Annotated in this window: 21 protein-coding genes and 3 pseudogenes; 16 read left to right on the top strand and 8 right to left on the bottom strand. The window is 66.6% G+C overall.

Translation table 11 applies throughout. The features are described 5' to 3' along the window. Positions 1 to 220: 220 nt before the first annotated feature. The 5 genes from ACMVY4_RS19850 to hisI are packed head-to-tail and all read left to right on the top strand — an operon-like array spanning position 221 to position 4,417. Positions 221 to 1,174 (top strand): ABC transporter permease, encoded by a 954-nt coding sequence (locus ACMVY4_RS19850; protein ID WP_416897683.1) that lies wholly within the window; start codon positions 221 to 223, stop codon positions 1,172 to 1,174. Next, entirely contained in the window at positions 1,167 to 2,066 is a 900-nt protein-coding gene (locus ACMVY4_RS19845; protein ID WP_416897682.1) for an ABC transporter permease, read from the top strand. The genes ACMVY4_RS19850 and ACMVY4_RS19845 overlap by 8 nt, the downstream gene beginning before the upstream one ends. Then, positions 2,063 to 3,058, top strand: coding sequence for an ABC transporter ATP-binding protein (locus ACMVY4_RS19840; protein ID WP_416897681.1), 996 nt, complete (start codon positions 2,063 to 2,065; stop codon positions 3,056 to 3,058). Before ACMVY4_RS19845 ends, ACMVY4_RS19840 begins: the two co-directional genes overlap by 4 nt. Next, the gene (locus tag ACMVY4_RS19835; RefSeq protein WP_416897680.1) at positions 3,055 to 4,017 is read left to right on the top strand and encodes an ABC transporter ATP-binding protein; all 963 of its coding nucleotides are present in this window, start codon (positions 3,055 to 3,057) and stop codon (positions 4,015 to 4,017) included. The genes ACMVY4_RS19840 and ACMVY4_RS19835 overlap by 4 nt, the downstream gene beginning before the upstream one ends. A gap of 28 nt (positions 4,018 to 4,045) precedes the next feature. Continuing rightward, complete coding sequence (gene hisI / locus ACMVY4_RS19830; protein ID WP_416897679.1) at positions 4,046 to 4,417, top strand: phosphoribosyl-AMP cyclohydrolase; 372 nt, start codon at positions 4,046 to 4,048, stop codon at positions 4,415 to 4,417. A 4-nt stretch (positions 4,418 to 4,421) separates the two neighbouring features. Here hisI and ACMVY4_RS19825 read toward each other — a convergent pair whose 3' ends face one another. Together ACMVY4_RS19825 and ACMVY4_RS19820 are read right to left on the bottom strand one after the other, a co-directional pair. Next, positions 4,422 to 6,203, bottom strand: a complete 1,782-nt coding sequence (locus ACMVY4_RS19825) for an ATP-binding protein (protein WP_416897678.1) — start codon at positions 6,201 to 6,203, stop codon at positions 4,422 to 4,424. 72 nt (positions 6,204 to 6,275) lie between these two features. After that, on the bottom strand, positions 6,276 to 7,283 hold the full coding sequence (locus ACMVY4_RS19820) for a 4-hydroxyproline epimerase (protein ID WP_416897677.1): 1,008 nt from the start codon (positions 7,281 to 7,283) through the stop codon (positions 6,276 to 6,278). Between the two features lie 70 nt (positions 7,284 to 7,353). Between ACMVY4_RS19820 and ACMVY4_RS19815 the strand changes: the two genes are divergently transcribed. The 6 genes and pseudogenes from ACMVY4_RS19815 (at position 7,354) to ACMVY4_RS19790 (ending at position 13,274) form a co-directional block, all read left to right on the top strand. After that, a complete protein-coding gene (locus tag ACMVY4_RS19815) occupies positions 7,354 to 8,637 on the top strand; it encodes a glycerate kinase type-2 family protein (protein ID WP_416897676.1) in 1,284 nt (427 codons plus the stop codon). After that, a pseudogene (pyk, locus tag ACMVY4_RS19810) lies at positions 8,627 to 10,047 on the top strand (pyruvate kinase). Before ACMVY4_RS19815 ends, pyk begins: the two are co-directional and overlap by 11 nt. A gap of 130 nt (positions 10,048 to 10,177) precedes the next feature. Then, positions 10,178 to 10,948 (top strand): enoyl-CoA hydratase/isomerase family protein, encoded by a 771-nt coding sequence (locus ACMVY4_RS19805; RefSeq protein WP_416897675.1) that lies wholly within the window; start codon positions 10,178 to 10,180, stop codon positions 10,946 to 10,948. After that, the gene (locus ACMVY4_RS19800; RefSeq protein ID WP_416897674.1) at positions 10,945 to 12,270 is read left to right on the top strand and encodes an acyclic terpene utilization AtuA family protein; all 1,326 of its coding nucleotides are present in this window, start codon (positions 10,945 to 10,947) and stop codon (positions 12,268 to 12,270) included. Before ACMVY4_RS19805 ends, ACMVY4_RS19800 begins: the two co-directional genes overlap by 4 nt. Further along, positions 12,267 to 12,590 (top strand): hypothetical protein, encoded by a 324-nt coding sequence (locus tag ACMVY4_RS19795; RefSeq protein ID WP_416897673.1) that lies wholly within the window; start codon positions 12,267 to 12,269, stop codon positions 12,588 to 12,590. The genes ACMVY4_RS19800 and ACMVY4_RS19795 overlap by 4 nt, the downstream gene beginning before the upstream one ends. A 60-nt stretch (positions 12,591 to 12,650) precedes the next feature. Next, entirely contained in the window at positions 12,651 to 13,274 is a 624-nt protein-coding gene (locus ACMVY4_RS19790) for a LysE family translocator (protein WP_416897672.1), read from the top strand. 6 nt (positions 13,275 to 13,280) lie between these two features. On the opposite strand, the pseudogene ACMVY4_RS19785 reads toward ACMVY4_RS19790, so the two are convergent. The 3 genes and pseudogenes from ACMVY4_RS19785 to ACMVY4_RS19775 form a co-directional block, all read right to left on the bottom strand. Further along, positions 13,281 to 14,091: pseudogene (locus ACMVY4_RS19785) on the bottom strand (transglutaminase-like domain-containing protein). Between the two features lie 29 nt (positions 14,092 to 14,120). Continuing rightward, positions 14,121 to 15,317, bottom strand: a complete 1,197-nt coding sequence (locus ACMVY4_RS19780) for a GNAT family N-acetyltransferase (RefSeq protein ID WP_416897671.1) — start codon at positions 15,315 to 15,317, stop codon at positions 14,121 to 14,123. 4 nt (positions 15,318 to 15,321) lie between these two features. Next, positions 15,322 to 16,884, bottom strand: a complete 1,563-nt coding sequence (locus ACMVY4_RS19775; protein ID WP_416897670.1) for an AMP-binding protein — start codon at positions 16,882 to 16,884, stop codon at positions 15,322 to 15,324. A 277-nt stretch (positions 16,885 to 17,161) separates the two neighbouring features. Here ACMVY4_RS19775 and ACMVY4_RS19770 point away from each other — a divergent pair, with 277 nt between their 5' ends. Beyond that, positions 17,162 to 18,235, top strand: coding sequence for an enolase C-terminal domain-like protein (locus ACMVY4_RS19770; RefSeq protein WP_416897669.1), 1,074 nt, complete (start codon positions 17,162 to 17,164; stop codon positions 18,233 to 18,235). Positions 18,236 to 18,308: 73 nt separating this feature from the next. On the opposite strand, the gene amrS is transcribed toward ACMVY4_RS19770, so the two are convergent. After that, a complete protein-coding gene (amrS, locus tag ACMVY4_RS19765; RefSeq protein WP_416897668.1) occupies positions 18,309 to 19,397 on the bottom strand; it encodes an AmmeMemoRadiSam system radical SAM enzyme in 1,089 nt (362 codons plus the stop codon). 62 nt (positions 19,398 to 19,459) lie between these two features. Between amrS and amrB the strand changes: the two are divergent. Both amrB and ACMVY4_RS19755 read left to right on the top strand, forming a co-directional pair. Beyond that, positions 19,460 to 20,581, top strand: a pseudogene (gene amrB, locus ACMVY4_RS19760) (AmmeMemoRadiSam system protein B); the annotation flags it as partial. Then, positions 20,562 to 20,861 carry an AMMECR1 domain-containing protein gene (locus tag ACMVY4_RS19755; protein WP_416900358.1) on the top strand — a complete coding sequence of 100 codons (300 nt, stop codon included), beginning with the start codon at positions 20,562 to 20,564 and terminating at the stop codon, positions 20,859 to 20,861. The pseudogene amrB and the gene ACMVY4_RS19755, both read left to right, overlap by 20 nt. Before the next feature lie 140 nt (positions 20,862 to 21,001). Here ACMVY4_RS19755 and yghU read toward each other — a convergent pair whose 3' ends face one another. After that, positions 21,002 to 21,883, bottom strand: a complete 882-nt coding sequence (yghU, locus tag ACMVY4_RS19750) for a glutathione-dependent disulfide-bond oxidoreductase (protein ID WP_416897667.1) — start codon at positions 21,881 to 21,883, stop codon at positions 21,002 to 21,004. A 139-nt stretch (positions 21,884 to 22,022) separates the two neighbouring features. On the opposite strand from yghU, the gene ACMVY4_RS19745 reads away from it, so the two are divergent. Both ACMVY4_RS19745 and ACMVY4_RS19740 read left to right on the top strand, forming a co-directional pair. Continuing rightward, positions 22,023 to 22,643, top strand: a complete 621-nt coding sequence (locus tag ACMVY4_RS19745) for a class I SAM-dependent methyltransferase (protein WP_416900357.1) — start codon at positions 22,023 to 22,025, stop codon at positions 22,641 to 22,643. A 50-nt stretch (positions 22,644 to 22,693) separates the two neighbouring features. Continuing rightward, positions 22,694 to 23,185 (top strand): nucleotidyltransferase family protein, encoded by a 492-nt coding sequence (locus tag ACMVY4_RS19740; RefSeq protein ID WP_416900356.1) that lies wholly within the window; start codon positions 22,694 to 22,696, stop codon positions 23,183 to 23,185. A 6-nt stretch (positions 23,186 to 23,191) separates the two neighbouring features. Here ACMVY4_RS19740 and ACMVY4_RS19735 read toward each other — a convergent pair whose 3' ends face one another. Beyond that, positions 23,192 to 23,590: a nuclear transport factor 2 family protein gene (locus ACMVY4_RS19735; RefSeq protein ID WP_416897666.1), complete on the bottom strand. Its 399-nt coding sequence runs from the start codon at positions 23,588 to 23,590 to the stop codon at positions 23,192 to 23,194. Between the last annotated feature and the right edge of the window lies 1 nt (position 23,591).

Below are 23,591 nucleotides of genomic sequence, written 5' to 3'. Positions count from 1 at the left end.
TTCAACTCCCGACGCCCGGGAACGCAATGCGGTTCGGCATGCACGAAGGACGTTCGGGATCGCCCATGCGCACAACCATCCCAGATTTCCGATAAAAGTTGAACAGCACCTTTGTTTCCGCTCAAATCCCTGTCGCAGACGCGCCGTCAGAATGTGCGTCGCAGGGAGGTAAGGTAATGGGTCGGAAAAAGGTGCTTCCGCGCTTGGCGGAGCGTCTTCGGTGAGCTTTTTTCTCCGGAAGCTGGGGCGTTTGCTCGGCGTCGTGTTCGCCGTATCGGTCCTGACCTTCATGATGGTGAGCTTCCTGCCGGGCGATGTCGCCTACGCCATTGCAGGCGAGGATGCGACACTCGAGGAAATCAACCACATCCGCGAACAGCTGGGTCTCAACGATCCCATCCTGATCCGCTACTGGGAATGGGTGACCGGCTGCCTTTCCGGCGATTTCGGCGAGAGCATCCGGACCGGCGAACCCGTTCTGGACGCCATCTTCAGCCGCCTGCCTGTGACCATCGAACTGATGATCCTGTCGCAGATCTTCGCCGTGCTGCTGGCGATCCCGCTGGGCCTCTACTCCGCCTACCGCGCCGGCTCGCCGCAGGACAAGTCGATCACCACCGTCGGTTTCGTCTTCGTCTCGATCCCGAACTTCGTCTTCGGCCTGATCATGATCTACTTCCTGTCGCTGAAGCTCGATCTCTTCCCCGTGTCCGACTACACGCGCATCGACGAGGGGCTCTTCGCCAATCTGCATTCCATGGCGCTGCCGGCGCTCGCCATCGCGTCGGCCGAGTGGGTCGTTCTGATGCGGGTGCTGCGCTCCGACCTGATCGGCGTGCTGAAGGAGGACTACATCGCCATGGCCCGTTCCAAGGGATTGCCGCCGGCCTATGTACTGTTCCGCCACGCGCTCCGGCCGGCCTCCTTCACCCTGCTTACCATCCTGGGGCTGCAGGTCGCGAACGTGATGAGCGGCGCGCTGGTTATCGAGACGCTGTTCGCGCTACCGGGGCTGGGGCGCCTGCTGGTCGAAAACATCTTCGCCCGCGATTTCATGATGGTGCAGGGCTGCGTGCTCTTCATCGCCGTCTTCTACACGGTGATCAATTTCACCGTGGACATGCTCTATGCGGTGGTCGATCCCCGCGTCAGGCTGGAGCGGCGTCATGGCTGAAGCGACCGTCGTATCCGCGCCGAAGCGCCGCCGCCGCCGGCTGGGCCTCACCTTCTGGCTGTCGGCGCTCTGGTTGTTCCTGGTCGGAGTCGGGGCGCTGACGATCGACTTCCTGCCGGTCGCGGAACCCAACAACATGGACTTCCTGGCGACTGCCGCGAAGCCGGGCGAAGTGGGCGAACAGCAGGTCCAGGGCACCGACGATTTCGTCGAGCACACCTACTGGCTGGGGGCCGACAATCTGGGCCGGGATATCTTCGCGCGGCTGCTGAAAGGCAGTCAGACCTCGCTGCTGATCGGCCTGCTGGCGCCGCTGATCGGTCTCGTCATCGGCGGCAGCCTTGGCATGATGGCGGGCTATTACCGCGGCTGGATCGAGGCGGCGGTCGTGGCGGGGATCGACGTCATTCTGGCGTTTCCGGCGCTGGTACTGCTGACGGCGGTGATTTTCTACGCCGGGGCGAGCACCTTCAATGTCATCGTATCGCTGGGGTTCCTCTCGGTGCCGGCGTTCACGCGCGTCGCCCGCGCGACGACGCTCTCCTTCGCCCAGCGGGAATTCGTGCTGGCGGCCCGGGCCAGCGGCGCCAGCGATTTCCGCATCCTGGTTCGCGAACTGCTTCCCAACGTCATCATTCCGATGCTGGTCTACGGTCTGCTGGTGACCGCGGTGCTGATCGTCGTCGAGGGCGTGCTGAGCTTCCTCGGACTTAGTGTGCAGCCGCCGGCCATGTCCTGGGGCACGCTGATCGAGGTCGGGCGCGATTATCTGGAAGAAGCCCCGCACATCACCTTCATCCCGGCCGCCGTGATGTGTCTGACCGTGCTCGCCTTCAACCTGATCGGCGACCAGTTGCGCAATCTCGGCGACACGCGGGAGAGCCGGCTGTGAGCGAACCTCTGCTGCAACTGGAGAATGTCGCGGTCCATTTCGACACGGCCCAGGGCCGGCTGCGGGCGGTGGACGGTGTCGATCTGGAGCTCGGCCACGGCCGGACGCTCGGCATTGTCGGCGAGTCGGGCAGCGGCAAGTCGGTGCTGTCGCGCATGATCATGGGGCTGTGGCCGTCCAACGCCCGGCTCGGCAAGGAAAGCCGGATCCTGCTGGAAGGGCGCGATCTCCTGACGCTGCCCGAGAAGGAACTGCGCAAGATCCGTGGGCCGGAAGTCTCGATGATCTTCCAGGACCCGATGACCTCGCTCAACCCGGTGATGACGGTCGGACGGCAGATCGCGGAAGGGCCGATCCGGCACCTGGGGAAATCCCGCGCCGAGGCCCGCGATCTGGCCGTCGAACTGCTCACCGCCGTCGGCATTCCGCAGCCCGAACAGCGGATCAGGTCCTATCCGCACCAGCTTTCCGGCGGCATGCGCCAGCGCGTCGCCATCGCCATGGCGCTCGCCTGCCAGCCGAAGCTGCTGATAGCGGACGAGCCCACCACCGCGCTGGACGTCACGGTCCAGGCGGAGATCCTCGACCTGCTGGCGCGCCAGACCCGTGACCGGCACATGGCGCTGATCCTGATCACACACGATCTGGGCGTCGTCGCCGGGCGAACCGACGAGGTCGCGGTGATGTATGCCGGCAAGGTGGTCGAGCGGTCCTCGACCCGCGAACTCTTCGCGGACATGCGGATGCCCTACACGGAAGCCCTGCTTCAATCGATTCCGCGCCTGGAGGATCCGCCGCACAAGCGCCTGAGCACTGTGGGCGGCCGTCCGCCCAACCTGGTGGCGCCGCCGCCCGGCTGCAGCTTTGCGCCGCGCTGCCCCTATGCCGACCGCAGCTGCGAGGCAGCCGAACCGCGGCTGGAGCCCGTGTCAAACGATCCGACCCACCAGTTCGCTTGCTTCAAGCCGCTCGAGCGAGGCGCGGCGGCATGACGGAGCCCGTGCTGGAAGTCGACGATCTGGTTGTGGAATTCGGCCCGGTCAAGGCCGTCTCGGGGGTCAGCTTCTCGCTGGCTGCCGGGGAGACGCTGGGGCTGGTGGGCGAATCCGGTTGCGGCAAGTCCTCGACGGCCCGCGCGGTCATGCAGCTGCCCCGGCCGACCAGCGGCTCGGTGAAGCTTCAGGGGCGGGAACTGACGACGGCGAAGGGCGAGGCACTGCGCGCACTGCGGCCGAAGCTGCAGATGATCTTCCAGGATCCGATCTCCTCGCTCAACCCGCGCCGGACCGTCCTAGAGATCGTCAGCGCGCCGCTGGAGGTCGTCGGCCGCGGCGACAAGGCGAGCCGGCGCGATGCGGTGATCCAGGCGCTGGAGGCGGTCGGCCTCGATCCCGACATCTCGCTCAACCGGCGCCCGCATGAGTTCTCCGGCGGCCAGTGCCAGCGCATTTCCATCGCGCGGGCGCTGGTGCTGGACCCGGAAATCCTTATCTGCGACGAGCCGGTCTCGGCGCTGGACGTGTCGGTACAGGCGCAGATCCTGAACCTGCTGCACGACATGAAGGCGCGCTACAGCCTGACCATGCTGTTCATCAGCCACGATCTGGCGGTCGTGAAGAACATCTGCGACCGGGTTGCGGTGATGTATCTCGGCAAGATCTGCGAGACGGCGGCGTCGGACGAGCTCTACCGCCACCCCCGGCATCCCTACACCCGCGCGCTGCTGGCCGCGGTTCCTGAGCCGAACCCGGAAGTGCGGCCCGAGCCGGTCAACCTGATGTCGGGCGAACTGCCGTCGCCGATGAATCCGCCGTCCGGATGCCGCTTCCGCACACGTTGTCCGAGAGCGGAAGCGAAATGCGCCGAAATCGAACCGCCGCTGACGGAACTGGCACCCGGCCACGGCGTCGCCTGTCATTTCCCGATTGCGGACGACGAGGCTGCCGACTAGGTCTCCGTGCCAGCAACGGAGACCGACAATGACCGAACGCCCGGACTTCCTGGACGACATCCTTTTCAATGCCGACGGGCTGGTGCCCGCCATCGCACAGCAGCACGACACGGGCGAGGTGCTGATGATGGCGTGGATGAACGCCGCCTCGATCGCCGAGACGATGCAGACCGGCCAGGTCTGCTACTGGTCGCGGTCGCGGCAGGCGTTCTGGCGCAAGGGCGAGAGCTCGGGGCATGTGCAGCGGCTGAAGGAACTCCGCTACGACTGCGACGGCGACACGCTGCTGCTGCTGGTCGACCAGACCGGACCGGCCTGCCACACAGATCGCCGCAGCTGCTTCTACCGGGCCGTGCGCAACGGGGCGGTCGAGGAAATCATGGCGCCCGAGAGGGCCTGACGGTTCACTCGGCTGCGGCGCGCAGGGTCCGCTCCGGCGGAAAGTGCAGCGTCACGGTGGAGCCCCGGCCCAGCGCCGAGCGGAATTCCAGGCGGCCCCCGTGCAGTTCGATCATCTGCTTGACCAGGGCGAGGCCGAGGCCTGTGCCCTGCTGTTCGGCCCGGTTGAGCGAGGATTCCACCTGCCCGAAAGGTCTGAGGATCTTCGGGATGTCCTCGGGCGCGACGCCGATGCCGCGGTCGATCACGCTCAGGGTGACGCCGCCCTCGTCATCGATGCCGCCGCGGACGATGACGTCGTCCTTGTGACGGGTGAATTTCACGGCATTGCCGATCAGATTGATCAGCATCTGTTTCATCACCCGCTTGTCGGCGAACAGCTCCGGCAGATCCGGCGGCAGCTCGACCTTCAGCGCGATGCCCTTCAGCGTCGCCCGTTCCAGCATCATCCGTACGGCGCTGCCGACGGGCGCGCTGACATCGACCGTCTCCTCCTGCAGTTCGAACTGTCCGGCCTGCACCTTCGACAGGTCCAGTAGTTCGTTGATGATCTGCAGCAGTTGTGTGCCGCTTTCGTGGATGTCTCCGGCATGGCGCTTGTAGCGCTCGTCCGAATGCGGGCCGAAGCCCTCGACCATGAACAGCTCCGAAAAGCCGAGAATGGAGTTCAGCGGTGTGCGGAGTTCGTGGCTCATCAGCGCCAGGAACTCCGACTTCGCCCGGTCCGCGGACTCGGCGCGGATCAGGGCGTCGTTCAGCCGGGTCTCCCGGTCCTTCAGTTCCGTCACGTCCAGGATAAGCGACACCACCCCGCCCTGGCGGGTCGGCGCATGGTGCAGGGCGATCCAGCGGCCGTCCTGCATGCGCACGATATCGCTGGCGTAACGCAGCTTCTGGTCGGCGACGGTGGTCCGGATCCAGCGCTCGTAACCGACCATGTCGTCGAGATAGTCCGCGGGGGTCATCCCCTGCCGCAACAGGCTCTCGAAGGTCTCCCCGGGGGTCACGTCCTCGGGGTCGAGCCCGAGCATGATGCGGAACCGGCTGTTGGCCACCTGCAGCCGGCCGTCACCGTCGAACTGCGCGAAACCCTCCGAGGTGCTCTCGATGGCGTCCATCAGATTGGTGCGTGCTTCTGAGAGGTCGGTCAGAAGTTCGTCATTGGCGACACGGGCGCGGATCATGTCGACGAAGGAGGCGTAGACGCTTCGGGCCATGACCAGCAGCACGGTGATGTAGACGACCGATATCGCGGCCAGCATGTAATAGAGGGGATCACCGACCGTGATGTAGCGGACGGTCAACGGAAGCACGCAACCGATGGTGAAGCCGATCGAGGCCGTCGGCACGGTCGCCAGGACCATCGCGCCGCCGGCACCCATCGCCGCAATGATCAGGCCGATGATCGCCTGTTCCGGCGACGCGCCCGCGGGCATCAGCCACGCGGCGCCGCAGCCCCATATCAGGCCCTGCACGACCGAGATCCGCGCCAGCCGGCGCGGTCCGCGCTTGCTGACATAGGTCGGCGTTTCCGACTTCTTTCGGGTTTGCCAGCGGATGAAGGCCAGGGCGGACATCAGCGTCAGCAGCCCGGCCCAGACGATCTCGAAGACGCGGTGGTCTTGGGTGTCGGCGATTGCCGCGGTCAGGATCGCATTGAATGCGACCGCGATGAACATGACAGGCGCGCGGCTGACGATAACGGCCATCTGCTGCACGCGGATCTGGACCGCTTCGGCGGTCTCGCCCTCGTCGTGTCTGATCCAGAATGTACGGTATCCCGCCATTCGCAGTTGCCGGCCCCCTGAACTTCAACCGCGAACAGCAGTCATCGGCGCACCGCTGTCCGGCCTGATCGCCTAGACCACCTGAAACCCGTGTGCGAAAGGATCGCGGCGGTCGATGAATATTGTGTTGAGCCCGTGAATTCTGGCCCAGCCCCGGATGCCGGGTCGTATCGTTATGATACCACCAATATCCCCTTCGTCTTCAATCGTCCCTTCGAACATGCTGCCGATGATGGATTCGTGGATGAACCGGTCGTCTGCGGTCAATGCGCCGCGGGCGTGCAACTGCGCCATCCGGGCCGAGGTTCCGGTGCCGCAGGGGGAACGGTCGATCGCCTTGTCACCGTAGAAGACGGCGTTGCGTGCCGTCGCACTCTTGCGCGTCGGCGCGCCGGTCCACATCACGTGGCTGACGCCGCGGATCGTGTCGTCCTCCGGGTGCACGGCATCGAACGTGGCGTTGACCAGATCGCGCACTGCGGGGCTCAGCCGCTGGATGTCGCCGGGGCTGAGGTCGGCCATGTCACGGTAGTTCTCCTGCGCCTCGATGATGGCGTAGAAGTTCCCGCCATAGGCGACATCGACGCTGAGCGGCCCCAGTTCCGGGCAGTCGATGGCGATGCCCGACGCGAACATGAAACTCGGCACGTTCACGATCTTGACCCATTCGACCATGCCGTCGCGCAGCACGTATTCGGCCTCCACCAGTCCCGCCGGCGTGTCGAGCGAGAGGACTCCTTCCGTCTTCGGCGCGACCAGCTTCCGTTCCAGAATAGCCGTGACGGTGCCTATGGTGCCGTGGCCGCACATCGGCAGACAGCCCGAGACCTCGATGAAAAGCACGCCGATGTCGCAGTCCTCGCGGCAGGGCGGGACCAGGATCGTGCCCGACATGACGTCGTGGCCGCGGGGTTCGTACATCAGACCGGTGCGGATCCAGTCGTAGTCCCGCATCAGATGCTGCCGTTTCTCGCTCATCGTCGCGCCGTGGAAGACAGGCGCCCCGCCGGTGACGACGCGGACGGGATTGCCGCAGGTATGTCCGTCGATGCAGAAGAAGGTGCCTTCGCCCTGGCTCAAGATGCGCTCCGGTGCTGCATGGCGTTCTGGGTTCGCGGACCCTATTCTGCACGGGGATCGAAGGGGGCCAATGACGAAAGACCGTCGATACGCGACCGAAACGGATCGCAAGCTGTTGTTGCGGCTGCTGGACGCGGCCATCGAGCGCGTCCGCCCGGCTCAATGTCTCGCCGGATTCATGCCCGGTCCGGTGGCGGGCAGAACCGTCGTCGTCGGCGCCGGCAAGGCGGCCGGCGCCATGGCCGAGGCGTTCGAAGCGGCATGGGACGGTCCGGTCGAGGGGGTTGTGGTCACCCGCTACGGCTATTCGAAGCCGACGCAGCACATACGGGTCGTCGAGGCGGCGCATCCGGTTCCCGACGATGCGGGGCTGGCTGCCGCGCGCGAGATCCTCGAGATGGTTCAGGGGCTTGGGCCGGACGATCAGGTGATCTGCCTGCTGTCCGGCGGCGGATCGGCACTGCTCACCTGTCCGGTCGAGGGCGTCAGCCTCGCCGACAAGCAGACGGTGACGCGGCAGCTGCTGCGTTCGGGGGCGCCGATCCAGGACATCAATGCCGTGCGCCGGCACCTTTCGGCCATCAAGGGCGGCGGTCTGGCACGGGCGGCCGCGCCGGCGAAGGTCGTCACCCTCGCGATTTCCGACGTGGTCGGCGACAATCCGCTCGTGATCGCCTCGGGTCCCACGGTGCCGGATCCCAGCAGCGGCGCCGATGCCCTGGATGTGCTGGCTAAGTGGAAGATCGATCCGCCCGATGCTGTCCGGCGGAAGTTGGCCGAGGACAAGGCGCAGCTGCCGGCCTTCGAGACCGACTACCGCCTGATCGCGGCGCCCAGGGATGCGCTGGATGCCGCCACTGAGGTTGCCAGGGCCGAGGGGCTCGAAGTGCTGGATCTGGGCGACGGGCTGGAGGGCGAGGCGCGCGACGTTGCCGCCCGTCACGCCGACATCGCCCGCCGCATGCAGCGCCGGCCGGGTGACAGGGTGATCCTTTCCGGCGGTGAACTGACGGTCACGGTAACGGGCGAGGGCGGGCTGGGCGGCCCGAACCGCGAATACGCGCTTTCGCTGGCCATCACGCTGGGCGGCGCGGGTGGAATCTCGGCTATCGCCGCCGACACCGACGGTGTCGACGGGCTGGGCGAGGCGGCGGGCGCGCTGATCGACCCGACGACGTGGATCCGGGCGCAGAAGGCCGGCGTCGATCTGGGCGCGGCGCTTGCCGCGAACGACAGCCACCGGGCGTTCGAGGCGCTGGGCGATCTTGTCGCAACGGGTCCGACCTTCACCAACGTCAACGACTTCCGTGCCATCATTGTCCGCTCACGCCATGAGAGGTTCCATGCACCGTAACCGCCAGACCAAGATTCTCGCGACGCTGGGGCCGGGCACTTCGACGGCCGCGCGCATCGCCAAGCTGTTCGACAACGGCGTCGACGTCTTCCGCTTCAACTTCAGTCACGGCAGTCACACCGACCACCGCCGCCGCCATGGCATCGTCCGGGCACTGGAGGAGGCGCGCGGGCTGGCAGATCGGCATTCTCGCCGATCTTCAGGGGCCGAAGCTCAGGGTGGGCGAGTTCAAGGATGGCGGCATCGAACTGAAACGCGGCCAGAGACTGAAGCTCGACCTGCTGGACCGGCCGGGCACGGACAAGCGGGTGCAACTACCCCATCCGGAGATCTTCGAGGCTCTGGAGCCGGGAGCGGCGCTGCTCTGCGACGACGGCCGGGTGCGGCTGAAGGTGCTGGACTGCTCGAAGCGGGGCGCCGAGGTCGAGGTCATTTCCGGGTCCCGGCTGTCCGACCACAAGGGGGTCAACGTCCCCGATATCGTGCTGCCGCTGGCGGCGCTGTCGGAGAAGGACCGCAAGGATCTCGACTTCGCCATTTCGCTGGGCGTCGACTGGCTGGCGCTGAGTTTCGTGCAGCGCCCGGACGACATCGCCGAGGCGCGCAAGCTGGCCGGCGGGCAGGCCGCGATCATGGCCAAGATCGAGAAGCCGTCGGCCGTCCGGCAGATCGACGAGATTCTGGAGATTGCCGACGGCATCATGGTGGCGCGCGGCGATCTTGGCGTCGAGACTCCGGTCGAGGGCGTGCCTGCGCTGCAGAAGGACCTTGTGCGGCGCGCCCGGTCCATGGGCAAGACGGTCGTGGTCGCGACCCAGATGCTGGAATCCATGGTCAATAGCCCCTTCCCGACACGCGCGGAGGTCTCGGATGTCGCAACCGCGGTCTATGACGGTGCGGACGCAGTGATGCTGTCGGCCGAAACCGCGGTGGGCGAATTCCCGAACGATGCCGTGGCCACGATGAACAGCGTCATCGAGGCGACCGAGGGCGATGTGCACTACCGTGCGATCATGGAAGCCGACCATGTCGTGCCCGAAATCGACGGCGGCCGACGCCATCACCGCAGCCGCGCGTCAGGTCGCCGAGACCATCAACGCCGCCGCGATCGTGACCTACACCACCTCCGGCTCCACCACGCTGCGCGCTGCGCGGGAGCGGCCGTCCATGCCGATCCTCTGTCTCACACCGAAGCTGGAAACCTCCCGGCGGCTATCGCTCGCCTGGGGCGTGCACCCGGTGCTTACCGAGGACGCGCGCGACATGGCCGACATGGTGGAGAGAGCCTGCCGCATCGCCCTGCGTGAGGGACTGGCCTCCGACGGCCAGCGGCTTGTGATCACGGCCGGCGTGCCCTTCGGTACCCCCGGCGCCACCAACATCCTCCGCATCGCCTGGGTCGACGGATAGGGCCATGCGTCGTCCCGGCCTTGATCCGGGACACCGGCCTGGGCTTCGCTGTGCACAGGGAGGAGGCAATTTGCCTCCGGAACAGGTGCCGGACAGTGTCCGGGGGCCGGTGCAACGTGGGAGGAGCATCATGAGCTGGAAGAGTGTCGAGATCGAACGACGGGACGGCATCGCCGTCGTCACCATGGACCGCAAGGAGAAGCTGAACGCGTTCAACCCGGCGCTGATCCGGGAAATGACCGCGGTCGCCAAGAGCTTTCATGACGATCACGAGACTCGCGCGATCGTGCTCGCGGGCAACGAGAAGTATTTCTCCTCCGGCGCCGACCTGACCGATACCGAGATGTGGCAGACCGAGGGCATGACGGATCTGCAGATCCGGGAACGCTTCTTTCTTGGCGGCAAGTTGTGCGACGCCTGGGAGAATTTGCCGCAGATCACGGTGGTTGCCATGGAAGGCCTCGCCGTCGGCGCCGGTCTCGCTCTGCCGCTGGCCTGCGATTGGCGGGTAATGGGGCGGTCCTGCTACTTCTATGTGCCCGAGATCAAGATCGGCCTGAACCTGCAGTGGAACGCCCAGCCGCGGCTGACGCGGCTTGTCGGACCGGCGCGGGCCAAGCGCATCATCATCCTCTGCGAGCGGATGCAGTCGGATCAGGCGCTGGACTGGGGCCTTGTCGACGAGGTCGCCGATGATGGCAAGGCCAAGGACAAGGCCATCGAGCTGGCCGAACGCGCGGCGGAGATGCCTGCCGTTGCGGTGCGCATGGTCAAGGAGGCGGTCAACAACACGGCCAACGCCTTCAACAAGGCCGCAAGTTATGCCGATGCCGACCAGAGCTGGCTGGCCGGCGGTCTGACGCCGGCGCTGGAAGCCCGGAAGACCTTCAGCAAGGGATGAGTGCGCCCTGCCGGATCGGCTGCGGCGCGGGCTTTTCCGCCGACCGCCTCGATGGCGCGGTGGATCTGGCGCGCGAGGGCGACCTCGACGCGCTGGTTTTCGAATGCGTCGGCGAGCGGACGCTGGCATTCGCTCACCGCGACCGGAAGGCCGATCCGGCGAAGGGCTACAACCCGCAGCTGGAGGCGCGGCTCGCCGCCGTCTGGCCGCTGACGCTGGCCGGCGGCTGCACCATCGTCACAAACATGGGCGTCGCCAATCCGCTGGCCGCGGCCCGCGCCGCCATGGGACTCGGTGTTGAGGGCGCGTCGGTTGCGGCGGTCACCGGCGACGACGTGACCGCGCTGATCGGACCGGAGACGCCGCTGGACCGGGGACGGATGACCGTCGCCGATGTCGACCGGGCGCTGCTCGGCGCCAACGCCTATCTTGGCGCGGACGCCCTGCTGCCGGCGCTGGAGACAGGCGCGTCGCTGGTGATCGGCGGTCGGCTTGCGGACCCGTCCATGTTCCTCAGCCTGCTCCGTCACCGCTACGGCTGGGCCGGGGACGACTGGACCCGGCTCGGGGCGGGGACCCTGGTCGGTCACCTGATGGAATGCGGCACCCAGATCACCGGCGGCTACTTCGCCGATCCGGGTTTCAAGGACGTGCCCGATCTGGCGCGCGTTGGCTATCCCGTCGCCGAGGTGGACGCGGACGGTAATGTCGCCATCACCAAGCTGGAGAGCGCCGGTGGCATGGTCACTGCGGCCACGGTTAAGGAGCAACTGATCTACGAGGTGCATGATCCCTCGGCCTATCTGACGCCCGACGTTACCGCCGATTTCAGCGGCGTGCGGATCGACGACCGGGGCGGCAACCGGGTGGCACTGTCCGGCGCGGGCGGGCGTGAGCGGCCCGAGACGCTGAAGGTCACGGTCGCCTTCGACGGGGGCTTCCTGGCCGAAGGCGAGGTCTCCTATGCCGGACGGGGCGCGGCGGACCGCGCCCGGCTGGCGGGCGAGGTGGCCGAAGAGCGGCTGCGGCGGGTACACGGTTTCACCGAGGAACTCCGCATCGACATGATCGGCGTCCGCAGCCTGCACGCCCATCAGGACTACGGCGTCCCGGCGGCGGAAACAGATGTCCGCCTGCGCATTGCCGGACGCTTCCGGGACAAGGCGCGGGCGGACCTGCTGCTCTGGGAAGTGGAATCCCTGCTCTGCTGCGGCCCGGCGGGCGGCGGCGGTTTCCGGGGGCGGGCGACGCCCTCGGTCGTCACCCATGATGCCTACCTGCCGCGCGGCGACGTTCCGACCGCCGTGGAGGTGTTCCGGTGAGCCGCACCATCCCGCTGCACCAGATCGCCCATGCCCGCGCTGGCGACAAGGGCAACACATCGAACATCTCGCTCTGGGTCCACGACCCCGCGGACTACGACCTCGTCCGCGAACAGGTGACCGCGGACGCCGTGAAGGCGCATTTCGGGGCGCAGGTTAAGGGACGCGTGACACGTTACGAACTGCCCCATCTGCACGGCCTGAACTTTGTGCTGGTGGACGCGCTGGACGGCGGCGTCAACGGCTCGCTGAACCTCGACGGCCACGGCAAGAGCTGGAGCGCCATCCTGCTGGATCTGAATGTCGAGGTCCCGCAATAGGCTTGCGGCCCCTGCGGCGATCTGCGTTCAGTCTGGTCTTTGAAACCTCGGAGACCTGCCATGCCCCTCGAGCTCTGGATCGCCTTCGTGCTCGCCAGTGCGGCGCTCCTTGCCATTCCCGGTCCGACGGTGACCCTGGTCGTGTCCTATGCGCTGGCGCGGGGGCGTTCGACCGGCTGGGCCAGCGTGCCCGGCGTGGCGCTGGGCGACTTCACGGCCATGACCGCATCGCTGGCCGGCGCGGGCGCGATCCTCGCCGCCTCGGCGACGCTGTTCACCGTGCTGAAGTTCGTCGGCGCGGCCTATCTGATCTGGCTCGGCATCAGGCTCTGGCGGGCGAAGCCGGATATCGGCGAACTGGAGGCCACAGCGGCAAGGGGCGGGCAGCGGGCGATCTTCTGGCACGCCTGGATCGTCACGGCGCTGAACCCCAAGGGCATCGTCTTCTTCGTCGCGTTCGTCCCGCAGTTCATCGATCCGGCGCAGCCCGTCCTGATGCAGTTCGTCATCCTGGAGGCGACCTTCGTCGTCATGGCGGCGGTCAACGTGGCGCTCTGGGTGGTTGCAGCGGGCACGCTGCGTCAGCGCTTCCGCAAGCCGCAGACGCTGCGGCTGGTCAACCGGATCGGCGGCGGCTTCCTGATCGGGGCCGGACTTGTGACTGCAGCGGTCAGGCGCGTCTGACCCAGGTCAGCCCTGAATTTCGTCGGTCCAGACCTGAAAGCCGATGAGTTCGTTCGGCCCGAAGGTGTGGACCAGCGGAACATCCGCGGCGTCGCGGCCGATGGCCATGAGCACACGGCCGATGCGCGGTTGGTTGTTCCGGGGATCGAAGACCCACCAGCGATTGTCGAGCCAGACCTCCATCCACGCGGCGAAGTCGCCGGGCGGATAGGGTGGCGGAACGCCGATATCGCCGAGATAGCCGGTGCAGTAGCGGGCAGGAATGTTCATGCATCGGCACAGCGCGATGGCGAGATGGGTGAAATCCCTGCAGACACCGACGCCCTCGGCCAGCGCCTCCGCCGCCGTGCGGGTGGCGCGGGAATGTTCGTATCCGAAGGTCAGGTGATTGTGGACGAAATCGCAGATGGCCTGGACACGGGGCCAGCCCGGCGGGGCGGTCTCGAACATCGACCATGCCTGATCCGACAGCCGGTCCGTTTCGCAGTAGCGGCTGCCGAGCAGATAGGTCAGCACTTCCGGCGGCAGGTCCTCGACGGCGTGTTGCCCGGCGTTCCAGTCGACCGGATCCGGCTCGCCCAAATCCCGGATCACCGTATCGGTCTGCACCGAAAACTCGCCGGCCGGCGCGACCAGCCGGCTGCACCAGTTGCCGAACCCGTCGCGATAGCTGCTGGTAGGGGTCGCCGGCTCGGTGATCAGATGGTCCGGCTGCTCCAAGGCTGCGAACACGTGAGTAGTGCACGTTCAGCAGCAATATCATCGGTACCGGCTGGGGCAGCCGGTAGGTCATTCTGGATCCGATATGTATGCGCAAGCTGCCCCCTCCCGCCCGGCTGCGGTTGTCTAGATCGCTCCTTCGTCAGGCGTGTACTTGCCGCCCTTTCGGAACGGCGAGAGGTCGGAGAGATAGTCGATCTCCCGCTGCACCTCGCGGCGTTCGTGTTCCAGATAGTCGTCGACCGCGCGCCGGAAGCCCGGATCGGCGATCCAGTGGATCGAGTGCGTGGTCACCGGCAGGTAACCCCGGGCCAGCTTGTGCGGGCCCTGCGCGCCGGCCTCGACGCGGCTCAGGCCGTGCCGGATCGCCCAGTCTATGGCGCGGTAGTAGCAGAGCTCGAAATGCAGGAAGCGGTGGTCCTCGATGCAGCCCCAGTAGCGGCCGAACAGCGTCTCCGAGCCGGCGAAGTTGAGCGCCCCGGCGATGTAGCGCCCCTCTCGCTTCGCCATCATCAGCACGACATTCTCGCCCATCCGATCGCCCAGCAGCGAAAAGAAGGTGCGGTTCAGATAGGGCCGGCCCCACTTGCGGCTGCCGGTGTCCATGTAGAAGCGGTAGAAGGCGTCCCAGTGATCCTCGTTAAGGTCGGCGCCGGTGATCTCCTCGACCTCGATATCGTTCTCCAGCGCGCCCTTGCGCTCCTTGCGGATGGCCTTGCGCTTGCGGGAGGCGAGGTCTTCCAGAAAGGCGTCGAAATCGGCGTAGCCGTTGTTCTCCCAATGGAACTGCTCGCCGGTCCGGAACAGCCAGCCCTCCGAGCGTCCGAGCCGCGCCTCGGCCTCGGTGGGGAAGGTGATGTGCAGACTGGAGACCTTCATCTGACTGGCGGCCTGCGCCGCGCCCTGTAACAGCATCCGCCGCGTCTGGACGAGATCCTCGCCATCGCGGACCAGCAGTCTCGGACCGGTGGCGGGCGTGAAGGGTACGGCGATCTGGAGCTTGGGGTAGTAGCGGCCGCCGGCGCGCTCCAGGGCATTGGCCCAGCCATGGTCGAAGACGTATTCGCCCTGGCTGTGCGACTTCAGGTACATCGGCGCGCAGCCGATCAGCCGCCCGGACGGGTCCTCCAGCAGCAGGTGCTGCGGCATCCAGCCTTCCTCGGCGCTGGCGCAACCGCTTTCCTCCAGCGCCTGCAGGAAGGTGTGGCAGACGAAGGGGTTCTCCTCGCCCGCGCAGGCATCCCAGTCTTCTGCGGCGACGGTCGAGATGTCGCCGCAGAGCTTCAGTACGTATTCGTCGGAGACGTCTTCACTCTCACCCATGCGGTCAGCCGACCATCCGTCCGCTATCCTTCCAGTATTGCGCGCGGATCGCCTTCTTGTCCGGCTTGCCGATCGGCGTCACCGGAATGGCGTCCACGAAATCGATGCTCTTGGGCGCCTGGTTGGAGCCCTTGCGGTCCTTCACCATCTGCATCAGCGCCTGCGGGTCGGGCGACTTGCCCTCGCGCGGCACGATCAGCGCCTTCACGGCCTCGCCCCATTTCTGATCCGGTACGCCGATGACCGCGGCCATGGCGACATCCGGATGCGAAGTCAGCACATCCTCGACCTCGCGGGGGAATACGTTGAACCCGCCGGAGACGATCATGTCCTTCTTGCGGTCGACGATATACAGGTAGCCCTCATCGTCGATACGGGCCACGTCGCCCGTATGCAGCCAGCCGCCCTTCAGCGTCTCCTCGGTCTGCTCCGGCCGGTTCCAGTAGCAGTCCATCACCTGCGGGCCGCGGACGCAGATCTCGCCGGGCTCGCCCTCGGGCACCTCGTTCAGGTCGTCGTCCAGCAGCCGGACCTGGATATTGGCCACCGGCCGGCCGCATGAGGCGAACAGGTCGGGCCGGCTGCTGTCGTGATCCTGCTTGCTCAGGAAGGAGACCGGATAGCCCTCGGTCTGGCCATAGAGCTGGCCGAAGACGGGACCGATTCGTTCCAGACCCTCCATCAGCCGGGTCGGCGACATCGGCGACGCGCCGTACATCAGATAATCCAGGCTGGAGAGGTCGAAGTCCTCCAGCTTCGGATGGTCCAGCAGCAGGTAGATCATCGTCGGGACCAGCAGCGTCATGGTGATGCGTTCGCGCTGGATGGTGTCGAGCACCTGCCCGGCGTCGAAGCCCTTCATGAAGGTGACGCGGCCGCCGCGGTGCAGTGTCGGCGGCAGCTTGGTGCCGCCGACATGGCTGATCGGGGCCACGGCGAGATAGTTGATGTCTCTCGGAAACTCGAAATCGGCCAGGATCGCCGTCACCATGCCGATATAGCTCGGATGCGTGCGCAGGCCGCCCTTCGGCTTGCCCGTCGTGCCGCCGGTGTAGCTGATCCAGACCGGATCCTCCGACTGCGCCTCGACCACCGGCGAGACGGCGCCGGCTGCCTCGGCTTCGGCGCGGATATCGACGCCGTAGTCCGCCGGACCCAGCGTGAACACGGTCTTCAGACGCTCGACGGTCTCGGCCAGCTGCCGTCCCCTGTCGGCGTAGTTGTCGACGTCGACGAACAGATAGTCGATCTCGGCGTCTTCCAGCGTGAACTGGTGGTCTTCCAGCGAGCCCAGCGTGTGCAGCGGCGTCATGGACAGCCCCAGCGCCTGCGCCGCCACGCCGGCGAGATAGGCCTCGGCCCGGTTGGCGTTGAGCAGCGAGATGCGCTCGTGCCGCTTCACGCCGTGCTTCTTGTAGACGGCCTGGTATCGCGCGATCAGGTCCAGCGCCTGGGCATAGGTCCAGGTCCCGCCATATCCGCTGAAGGCCACCCGGTCGCCCCAGCCGCGCATGTCGCGCAGCAGCGCCTCGGAAGCTGTCAGTCCTGCATAGGGCGCTGCCGTCATCGTTTCTCTCCCGCGTCTTCCCCGCGGCGAGTGTCGCAAGCTGCCGCGTCGCGGGCAATGGGCCGCGTCGGCCCCGCTCATCTGCCGGACGCCGGAATTGCCGTGACCTGCGCGCCGGTCTCACGCAAGAATGAACAAACAACCGGCCCCGGCGTTCATTCAAAGAGGGCGGGCGGCGCATCGGCGCCGCGTCAATTCGGCGTAGCGCAACTCGAAAGCGCCGGGCCTATGCCCGGTCAGTGACAGTCCGAACGCCGAACAATGCCGGGAGGATGGCATGAAAATCAGACGCATCAGCGCCCGCCCCGTTTCGATCCCGATGAACCGGCCGGTGATCACCGGCGGAGGCGCGGTCGAGGAAGCGGTCTTCGTGCTCATCGACGTGGGCACCGACAGCGAGATCGTCGGCCGGTCCTACGTCTTCGCGGTCTCGCCCTTGCTCGCGAAGGAACTCGTCGCCCTGATCGAAGGCATCGGCGGGCGGCTGACCGGCGAGGACATCGCGCCGCGCGCCCTGCACGAGAAGATGTGGAAATCCCTGCGCCTCGCCGGCGTCGAGGGGTTCATCGGCTGGGCGATCGCCGGGCTGGACATGGCGCACTGGGATGCCTTCGCCAAGCAAGCCGGCATGCCGCTCTATCGTGTGCTGGGCGGCCAGTCGCGGGAGATCGACGCCTACAATTCCAACGGTCTCGGCCTGATCGGTCCGGAGGCGGCCGCGAAGGAGGCCGCCGAACTGGCGAAGGGTTTTGGCGCGGTGAAACTCCGGCTCGGCTACGCGGATGTCGAGGACGACTGCGAGGTGATCGAGGCGGTGATGGACGCCGTGCCGCCCGAGATGCCGGTCATGTGCGACTACAACCAGTGCCTGACCCGCTCCGACGCCAAGGTCCGGATGGCCGCCATCGATGACATGGGTCTGGCCTGGATCGAGGAGCCGCTGGCCCATGACGATGTCGACGGCTACGCCTCGCTCTGCGCCTATACCGAGACTCCGGTCCAGCTTGGCGAGAACGCGCGCAGCCCGGCCGAGATCGCCCGGCTGATCGCCGCCGAGGCCGCGGACCTGCTGATGCCCGACGTGGCCAAGATCGGCGGCGTGACGCCCTGGATGAACGCGGCGGACCAGTGCGCGGCCTCCCATGTGCGCCTCTCGACGCATCTCTTCCCAGAGATCAGCGCTCACATGATGGCCGCCAGCCCCACGGCGCACTGGCTGGAATATGTGGACTGGGCGGAAGCGGTGCTGGCCGAGCCGCTCAAGGTCGAGAAGGGCAAGACCCGCCCCTCCGAGACGCCGGGCGCCGGCATCGACTGGAACGAGGACGCCATCGCGAAGTTCGCGATCTGACCCAGCTCCTGTTGCTGTGTGGGTCAGGGCTCACCCGAGCCTCCCCCTCGGAGGGGGAGGGACTTGGAGGGTTCTAACCGGAAGCCTGCATCCTGACGCGCTCGCGGCGGCGGCCCCAGTCGCCGGGCGGACCGGCGAAACGGCCGGGCAGGGGCGTGTCGCAGAAGGTGCAGCAGCCCCGGTGGTCCAGGTGCCAGTCCGACAACAAGTGCCAGTCGCGGCCGATCACCATCGCCCCGCAGCCTGAACAGTAGGTCGACTGCGCCGGCTTGTGGTGGATGTTGCCGACATAGGCGTGCCGGACGCCGTTCTTCAGCGCGATGGACCGGGCGCGGAACAGCGTGTCCGGCGGCGTCCGGTCCTTGTCGAGCATGCGGAAATCGGGATGGAAGGCGGTGAAGTGCATCGGCAAATCGGGCCCCAGCGTCCCGACGACCCACTGGGTCATCTCCTCGATTTCCGCCTCCGAGTCGTTCTCGCCCGGGATCAGCAGGGTGGTGATCTCGACCCAGACATCTGTCTCGTTGACGAGATAGTCGAGCGTCTCCTTCACCGGCTCCAGCGCCGAGCCCGTGACCTTGCGGTAGAAGTCCTCGGTGAAGGCCTTCAGATCGACATTGGCGGCGTCCATGTAGCGATAGAACTCGGCCCTCGGCTCGGCGCAGATGTAGCCCGCCGTCACCGCGACGTTCTTCACCCCGGCCTCGTGGCAGGCGATGGCGGTGTCGACCGCGTATTCCAGGAAGATCACCGGGTCGTTGTAGGTATAGGCCATGGAGACGCAGCCCAGCCGCTGCGCGGTCTCGGCCAGCATCCGGGGCGGGGCTGAGTCGGCCAGCGTGTCCATCTCCCGGCTCTTGGACATGTCGTGATTCTGGCAGAACTTGCAGGTCAGGTTGCAGCCCGCGGTCCCGAAGGAGAGGATCGGCGTGCCCGGATGGAAGTGGTTGAGCGGCTTCTTCTCGATCGGGTCGATGCAGAAGCCCGACGAGCGGCCATAGGAGGTGAGCACCATCTGCTCGCCCTCGCGCTGGCGGATGAAGCAGAGGCCGCGCTGGCCGTCGTTCAGTTGGCAATAGCGCGGGCAGACCTCGCAGCGGATGCGCCCATCCGGCTGCTTCGAATAGTACCGCCCGGGGACCGTTCCGACATGATCCAGCATGGCGCTATCGTGCCTGAGCGGCCCGTGTGGCACAATCGGGCGCAATACCTGAGGAGCGTTCCATGACCTCTCGATCCCCCGCCGTTGCGGGCGCGTTCTATCCGGCGGAACCGGAGAAGCTGAAGGTCGGCGTCGACGGGCTGCTGGCCGAGGCGAACCGGCGCATGGCGGGGCCGGTGCCGGCGCCCAAGGCGTTGATCGCGCCTCATGCGGGCTATGTCTATTCAGGCGCCGTGGCCGCCAGCGCCTATCAGCGCATCCAGCCGGCCAGGGAGAACATCAGGCGCGTGATCCTGCTCGGGCCGGCGCACCGCGTCGCGTTCCAGGGCTTTGCGCTGCCGTCGGTCGAGGCCTTCGATACGCCGCTCGGGCCGGTGAAGCTGGACCGCGCGGTGATCGACCGACTGGTCGAGGTCCGCGACGACTGCGCGCTGCGCGACGACGCCCATGCGCAGGAACACAGCCTTGAAGTGCATCTGCCCTTTCTGCAGCGGACGCTGCCGGACTTCACGCTGGTTCCGATCGTTGTCGGCGATGCCCATCCCGACCGCGTGGCGCATCTGCTGTCCCAGCTCTGGGGCGGGGAGGAGACGCTGATCGTCGTCTCGACCGATCTCTCGCACTACCACCCCTATGACGAGGCGCGGAAGATCGACGGCGACACGGTGAAGAAGGTCGAGCTGATGCAGGTCGGCAGCTTCGCCGGCCCGCAGGCCTGCGGCAGCCGGCCCGTGAACGGGCTGCTGAAACTGGCGGCACATCTGGGCCTGCGCATCACCGAACTCGACGTGCGCAATTCCGGCGATACGGCGGGGCCAAAGGACCGCGTCGTCGGTTATGCCTCATGGGCGCTGGAGCCGGCGGACACCGCGCGGCTGGCGGATGCCCACCGGACGCAGCTGATCCGCACGGCGGCGCAGGCCATCGGCATCCGCCTCGCGCGGAACAAGCGACCGGAGATCAATCTGGAGACCTTCCCCAACGAGGTCCGGACCATCGCGGCGACCTTCGTCACCATCAATCTGAAGGGGCGGCTGCGGGGCTGCATCGGGTCGCTGAAGGCCCACCGGCCGATGGCCGCCGACGTGGCCTGGAACGCGGTCTCCGCCGGGTTCGAGGACCCGCGCTTCAATACGCTGACGCCGGGCGAGTTCCAGGCCTCGGATCTGGAGATCTCGATCCTCTCCAACCCGGCGCCGCTCGCCTTCGAAAGCCAGGAGGACCTGCTGGCGAAGCTCCGGCCAGCACCGCGACGGGCTGATCCTGGAGAGCGCCCGCCGGCGCGGCACCTTCCTGCCCAAGGTCTGGGAAGGGCTGGAGACGCCGGAGAAGTTCCTGAACGGCCTGAAGGTGAAGGCCGGCCTGCCCCGCGACCACTGGGCCAGCGACCTGAAGATCTGGCGCTACACGACCGAAACCTTCGGCGCGCCGGTGCCGCAGGAGCTGTTCCGAAGGGCGGCGTGAACCGAGCAGGCGGGATGGGGATGGCTGGGTCGGCCATCCCGCCGACATCCAGAAGGTTTGATCCGAAACATTGAGCGGCGGAACCGCTCAGGAATGGGTCCCGGGTCAGGCCCGGGACGCCGTTCCGTGCTGGAAATCGGTCAGTCCGCCGCCTGATCGCCGATCTTGTCCTGCGTCTTCGTCTCGAAGTCGCTGGCGTCGTGGCGCTCGTGCAGCTGGCTGGCCGGGTCGCCCATGACCCGGTTGACCATGCGGCCGCGCTTCACCGCCGGGCGCGCGCCGATCTGGTCGGTCCATCGGACGACGTTCTTGTAGGACGCGCCCTGGATGAACTCGCCGGCCTCGTAGATCAGGCCCTTCACCAGCGCGCCGTACCACGGCCAGACGGCCATGTCGGCGATGGTGTATTCGTCGCCGCCCAGATACTCGCTCTCGGCCAGACGGCGGTCGAGCACGTCCAGCTGCCGCTTCACCTCCATGGTGAAACGGTTGATCGGGTATTCCATCTTGTAGGGCGCGTAGGCGTAGAAGTGGCCGAAGCCGCCGCCCAGATAGGGTGCGCTGCCCATCTGCCAGAACAGCCAGTTGATGGCCTCGGTCCGCCCGGCGTGATCCTCGGGCAGGAAGGCGCCGAACTTGTCGGCCAGGTAAAGCAGGATCGAGCCGCTCTCGAAGACCCGCACCGGCTTGTCGCCGCTGTGGTCGACCATGGCCGGAATCTTGGAGTTCGGGTTGGCGTCGACGAAGCCGGAGCCGAACTGGTCGCCGTCGCCGATCTTGATCAGCCAGGCGTCGTATTCGGCGCCGCTGTGACCGGTGGCCAGCAGCTCTTCCAGCATGACGGTCACCTTCACGCCGTTCGGCGTCGCCAGCGAGTAGAGCTGAATCGGATGCTTGCCGACCGGCAGGTCCTTGTCATGGGTGGGACCGGCGATGGGGCGGTTGATGTTGGCGAAGCGGCCACCGCTTTCCTTTTCCCAGGTCCAGACCTTCGGCGGTGTGAATTCGTCCTGCGCGCTCATCGGAGACTCCCCGTTCGAATGATTGGCTGAACCATGATCTAGGCAAGGATGCCGGATTGTCCATTCCGGGACGCAGCCCCTCGGTGTCCGGATGAAAACACCGGATGCCGTTGAAGCTGTCGGCCCCTATTCTGTCCGCATGGACGATCCGATTGCCAGCGACAGCGACACACTGCGTTTCTATGCCGAGGAAGCACCGGTCTACACGGCCAGCGGACCGGGCGGCGTCAGCCGGTTCCTTCCGCAGTTCCTGGAGCGTCTCGAGCCTGGCGCACGGATTCTTGAACTGGGCTGCGGCGGCGGACGGGACAGCGAAGAGATGCTGAAACGGGGCTTCGACGTCACGCCGACGGACGGGGTTGCCGAGATCGCGCGGCAGGCGGAACAACGGCTCGGCCGGCCTGTCCGTGTCATGGCCTTCGACGAGCTGCAGGATGTGGCGAAATATGACGCCGTCTGGGCGCATGCCAGCCTGTTGCATGTACCGCTCACGGCCCTCCCGGGCGTGCTGGCGCGCATCCACACGGCGCTGAGACCCGGTGGTCTGCATTTCGCCAACTTCAAGGCCGGCGGCGCGGACGGCCGCGACGAGTTCGGCCGCTATTACAACTACCTGTCGCTCGACCAGATGCTGGACGCCTACCGTGCATCGGCGGCGTGGGAAGTTGTCGAAAGCGACGAGTATCTCGGCGGCGGCTACAAGCAGGGCGAGATCCCCTGGGTCGCGATCACGGTCCGTAAGCCCACAGCACCGTCGTGAAGGTGGAAGACATCAAGGCGCTGCTCGGGTCGGACCCCGCATTCCGGCAAATGCTGGAAGCGGTCGCGGCGCTGGATCTGCCCGACGGCTGGATCGGCGCAGGCGCGGTCCGTAACCGGGTCTGGGATGCGTTGCACCGGCGCGATGGGCCGTTGCCGGATGCCGATGTGGATGTGGTCTATTTCGACCCGAACGTGCTCCTTCCGGACCAGGATCGACATCACGAGGCAGCGCTCGCGGGCTTGCTCCCCGGCCATGATTGGCAGGTCCGCAACCAGGCGCGCATGCATGCGGAAAACGGCGATGAGCCCTATCGCGACACCGCCGACGCCATGTGTCACTGGCCGGAGACCGCGACCGCCATCGGCGCGCGCCTTTCCGGCGTTCACATCGAGTTGCTGGCCCCGTTCGGCCTTTCGGACCTGCTCGGCCTGATCATTCGACCGACGCCGGCCTTCCGGGCGAAGCCGGAGATTTTCCGCGCGCGACAGGCGGCGAAGAACTGGCGCGAGCGCTGGCCGAAACTGGAAGCTGCGGCCTGACCGGCCCTACGCCGCCTGCAACTGCAGCGTCTTCGCCTTGGCGTAGGTCAGCTTGGCGACGATCTGGCCGTCTTCGTTGAAGTGCAGCAGATCGAGGCCGCGCCATCCCGTGCGGCCGCGTTTGGTGTCGAAGGAACAGAGCCAGCTGACCATGGTCTTGTTGGTCTCGGGATCGACGAAGATGTCCTCTTCGGCGAAGCGCATGGCGCCGAAGGAGCCTTCGAACTGCGGTCGGAAGGCCTCGCGGATGGCTTCCATGCCCTCCGCGGGCGAGCCATCGAACTGATCGTAGACGGCGCCGTCGGCGAAGTAGCTCATCACGCCGTCCAGATCGTCATTGTTGAAACAGGCGGTGAAGTCGAGTGTCAGATTCTTCAGCCGCTCGTAGCCCAGCGATTGCGTCATG

The sequence above is a fragment of the Minwuia sp. genome (genome assembly GCF_048007105.1).
Classification (GTDB): Bacteria; Pseudomonadota; Alphaproteobacteria; order Minwuiales; family Minwuiaceae; genus Minwuia.
This window is presented reverse-complemented; position numbering and strand designations above follow the sequence as displayed.

Coding starts and splice junctions, on each gene's coding strand:
- ACMVY4_RS19775 (WP_416897670.1), bottom strand. CDS start 16,884: ATGACGGCAGCGCCCTATGCAGGACTGACAGCTTCCGAGGCGCTGCTG.
- ACMVY4_RS19800 (WP_416897674.1), top strand. CDS start 10,945: ATGAGTGCGCCCTGCCGGATCGGCTGCGGCGCGGGCTTTTCCGCCGAC.
- ACMVY4_RS19780 (WP_416897671.1), bottom strand. CDS start 15,317: ATGGGTGAGAGTGAAGACGTCTCCGACGAATACGTACTGAAGCTCTGC.
- ACMVY4_RS19835 (WP_416897680.1), top strand. CDS start 3,055: ATGACGGAGCCCGTGCTGGAAGTCGACGATCTGGTTGTGGAATTCGGC.
- ACMVY4_RS19825 (WP_416897678.1), bottom strand. CDS start 6,203: ATGGCGGGATACCGTACATTCTGGATCAGACACGACGAGGGCGAGACC.
- hisI (WP_416897679.1), top strand. CDS start 4,046: ATGACCGAACGCCCGGACTTCCTGGACGACATCCTTTTCAATGCCGAC.
- ACMVY4_RS19845 (WP_416897682.1), top strand. CDS start 1,167: ATGGCTGAAGCGACCGTCGTATCCGCGCCGAAGCGCCGCCGCCGCCGG.
- ACMVY4_RS19745 (WP_416900357.1), top strand. CDS start 22,023: ATGGACGATCCGATTGCCAGCGACAGCGACACACTGCGTTTCTATGCC.
- ACMVY4_RS19740 (WP_416900356.1), top strand. CDS start 22,694: ATGCTGGAAGCGGTCGCGGCGCTGGATCTGCCCGACGGCTGGATCGGC.
- ACMVY4_RS19815 (WP_416897676.1), top strand. CDS start 7,354: ATGACGAAAGACCGTCGATACGCGACCGAAACGGATCGCAAGCTGTTG.
- ACMVY4_RS19790 (WP_416897672.1), top strand. CDS start 12,651: ATGCCCCTCGAGCTCTGGATCGCCTTCGTGCTCGCCAGTGCGGCGCTC.
- ACMVY4_RS19735 (WP_416897666.1), bottom strand. CDS start 23,590: ATGACGCAATCGCTGGGCTACGAGCGGCTGAAGAATCTGACACTCGAC.
- ACMVY4_RS19770 (WP_416897669.1), top strand. CDS start 17,162: ATGAAAATCAGACGCATCAGCGCCCGCCCCGTTTCGATCCCGATGAAC.
- yghU (WP_416897667.1), bottom strand. CDS start 21,883: ATGAGCGCGCAGGACGAATTCACACCGCCGAAGGTCTGGACCTGGGAA.
- amrS (WP_416897668.1), bottom strand. CDS start 19,397: ATGCTGGATCATGTCGGAACGGTCCCCGGGCGGTACTATTCGAAGCAG.
- ACMVY4_RS19805 (WP_416897675.1), top strand. CDS start 10,178: ATGAGCTGGAAGAGTGTCGAGATCGAACGACGGGACGGCATCGCCGTC.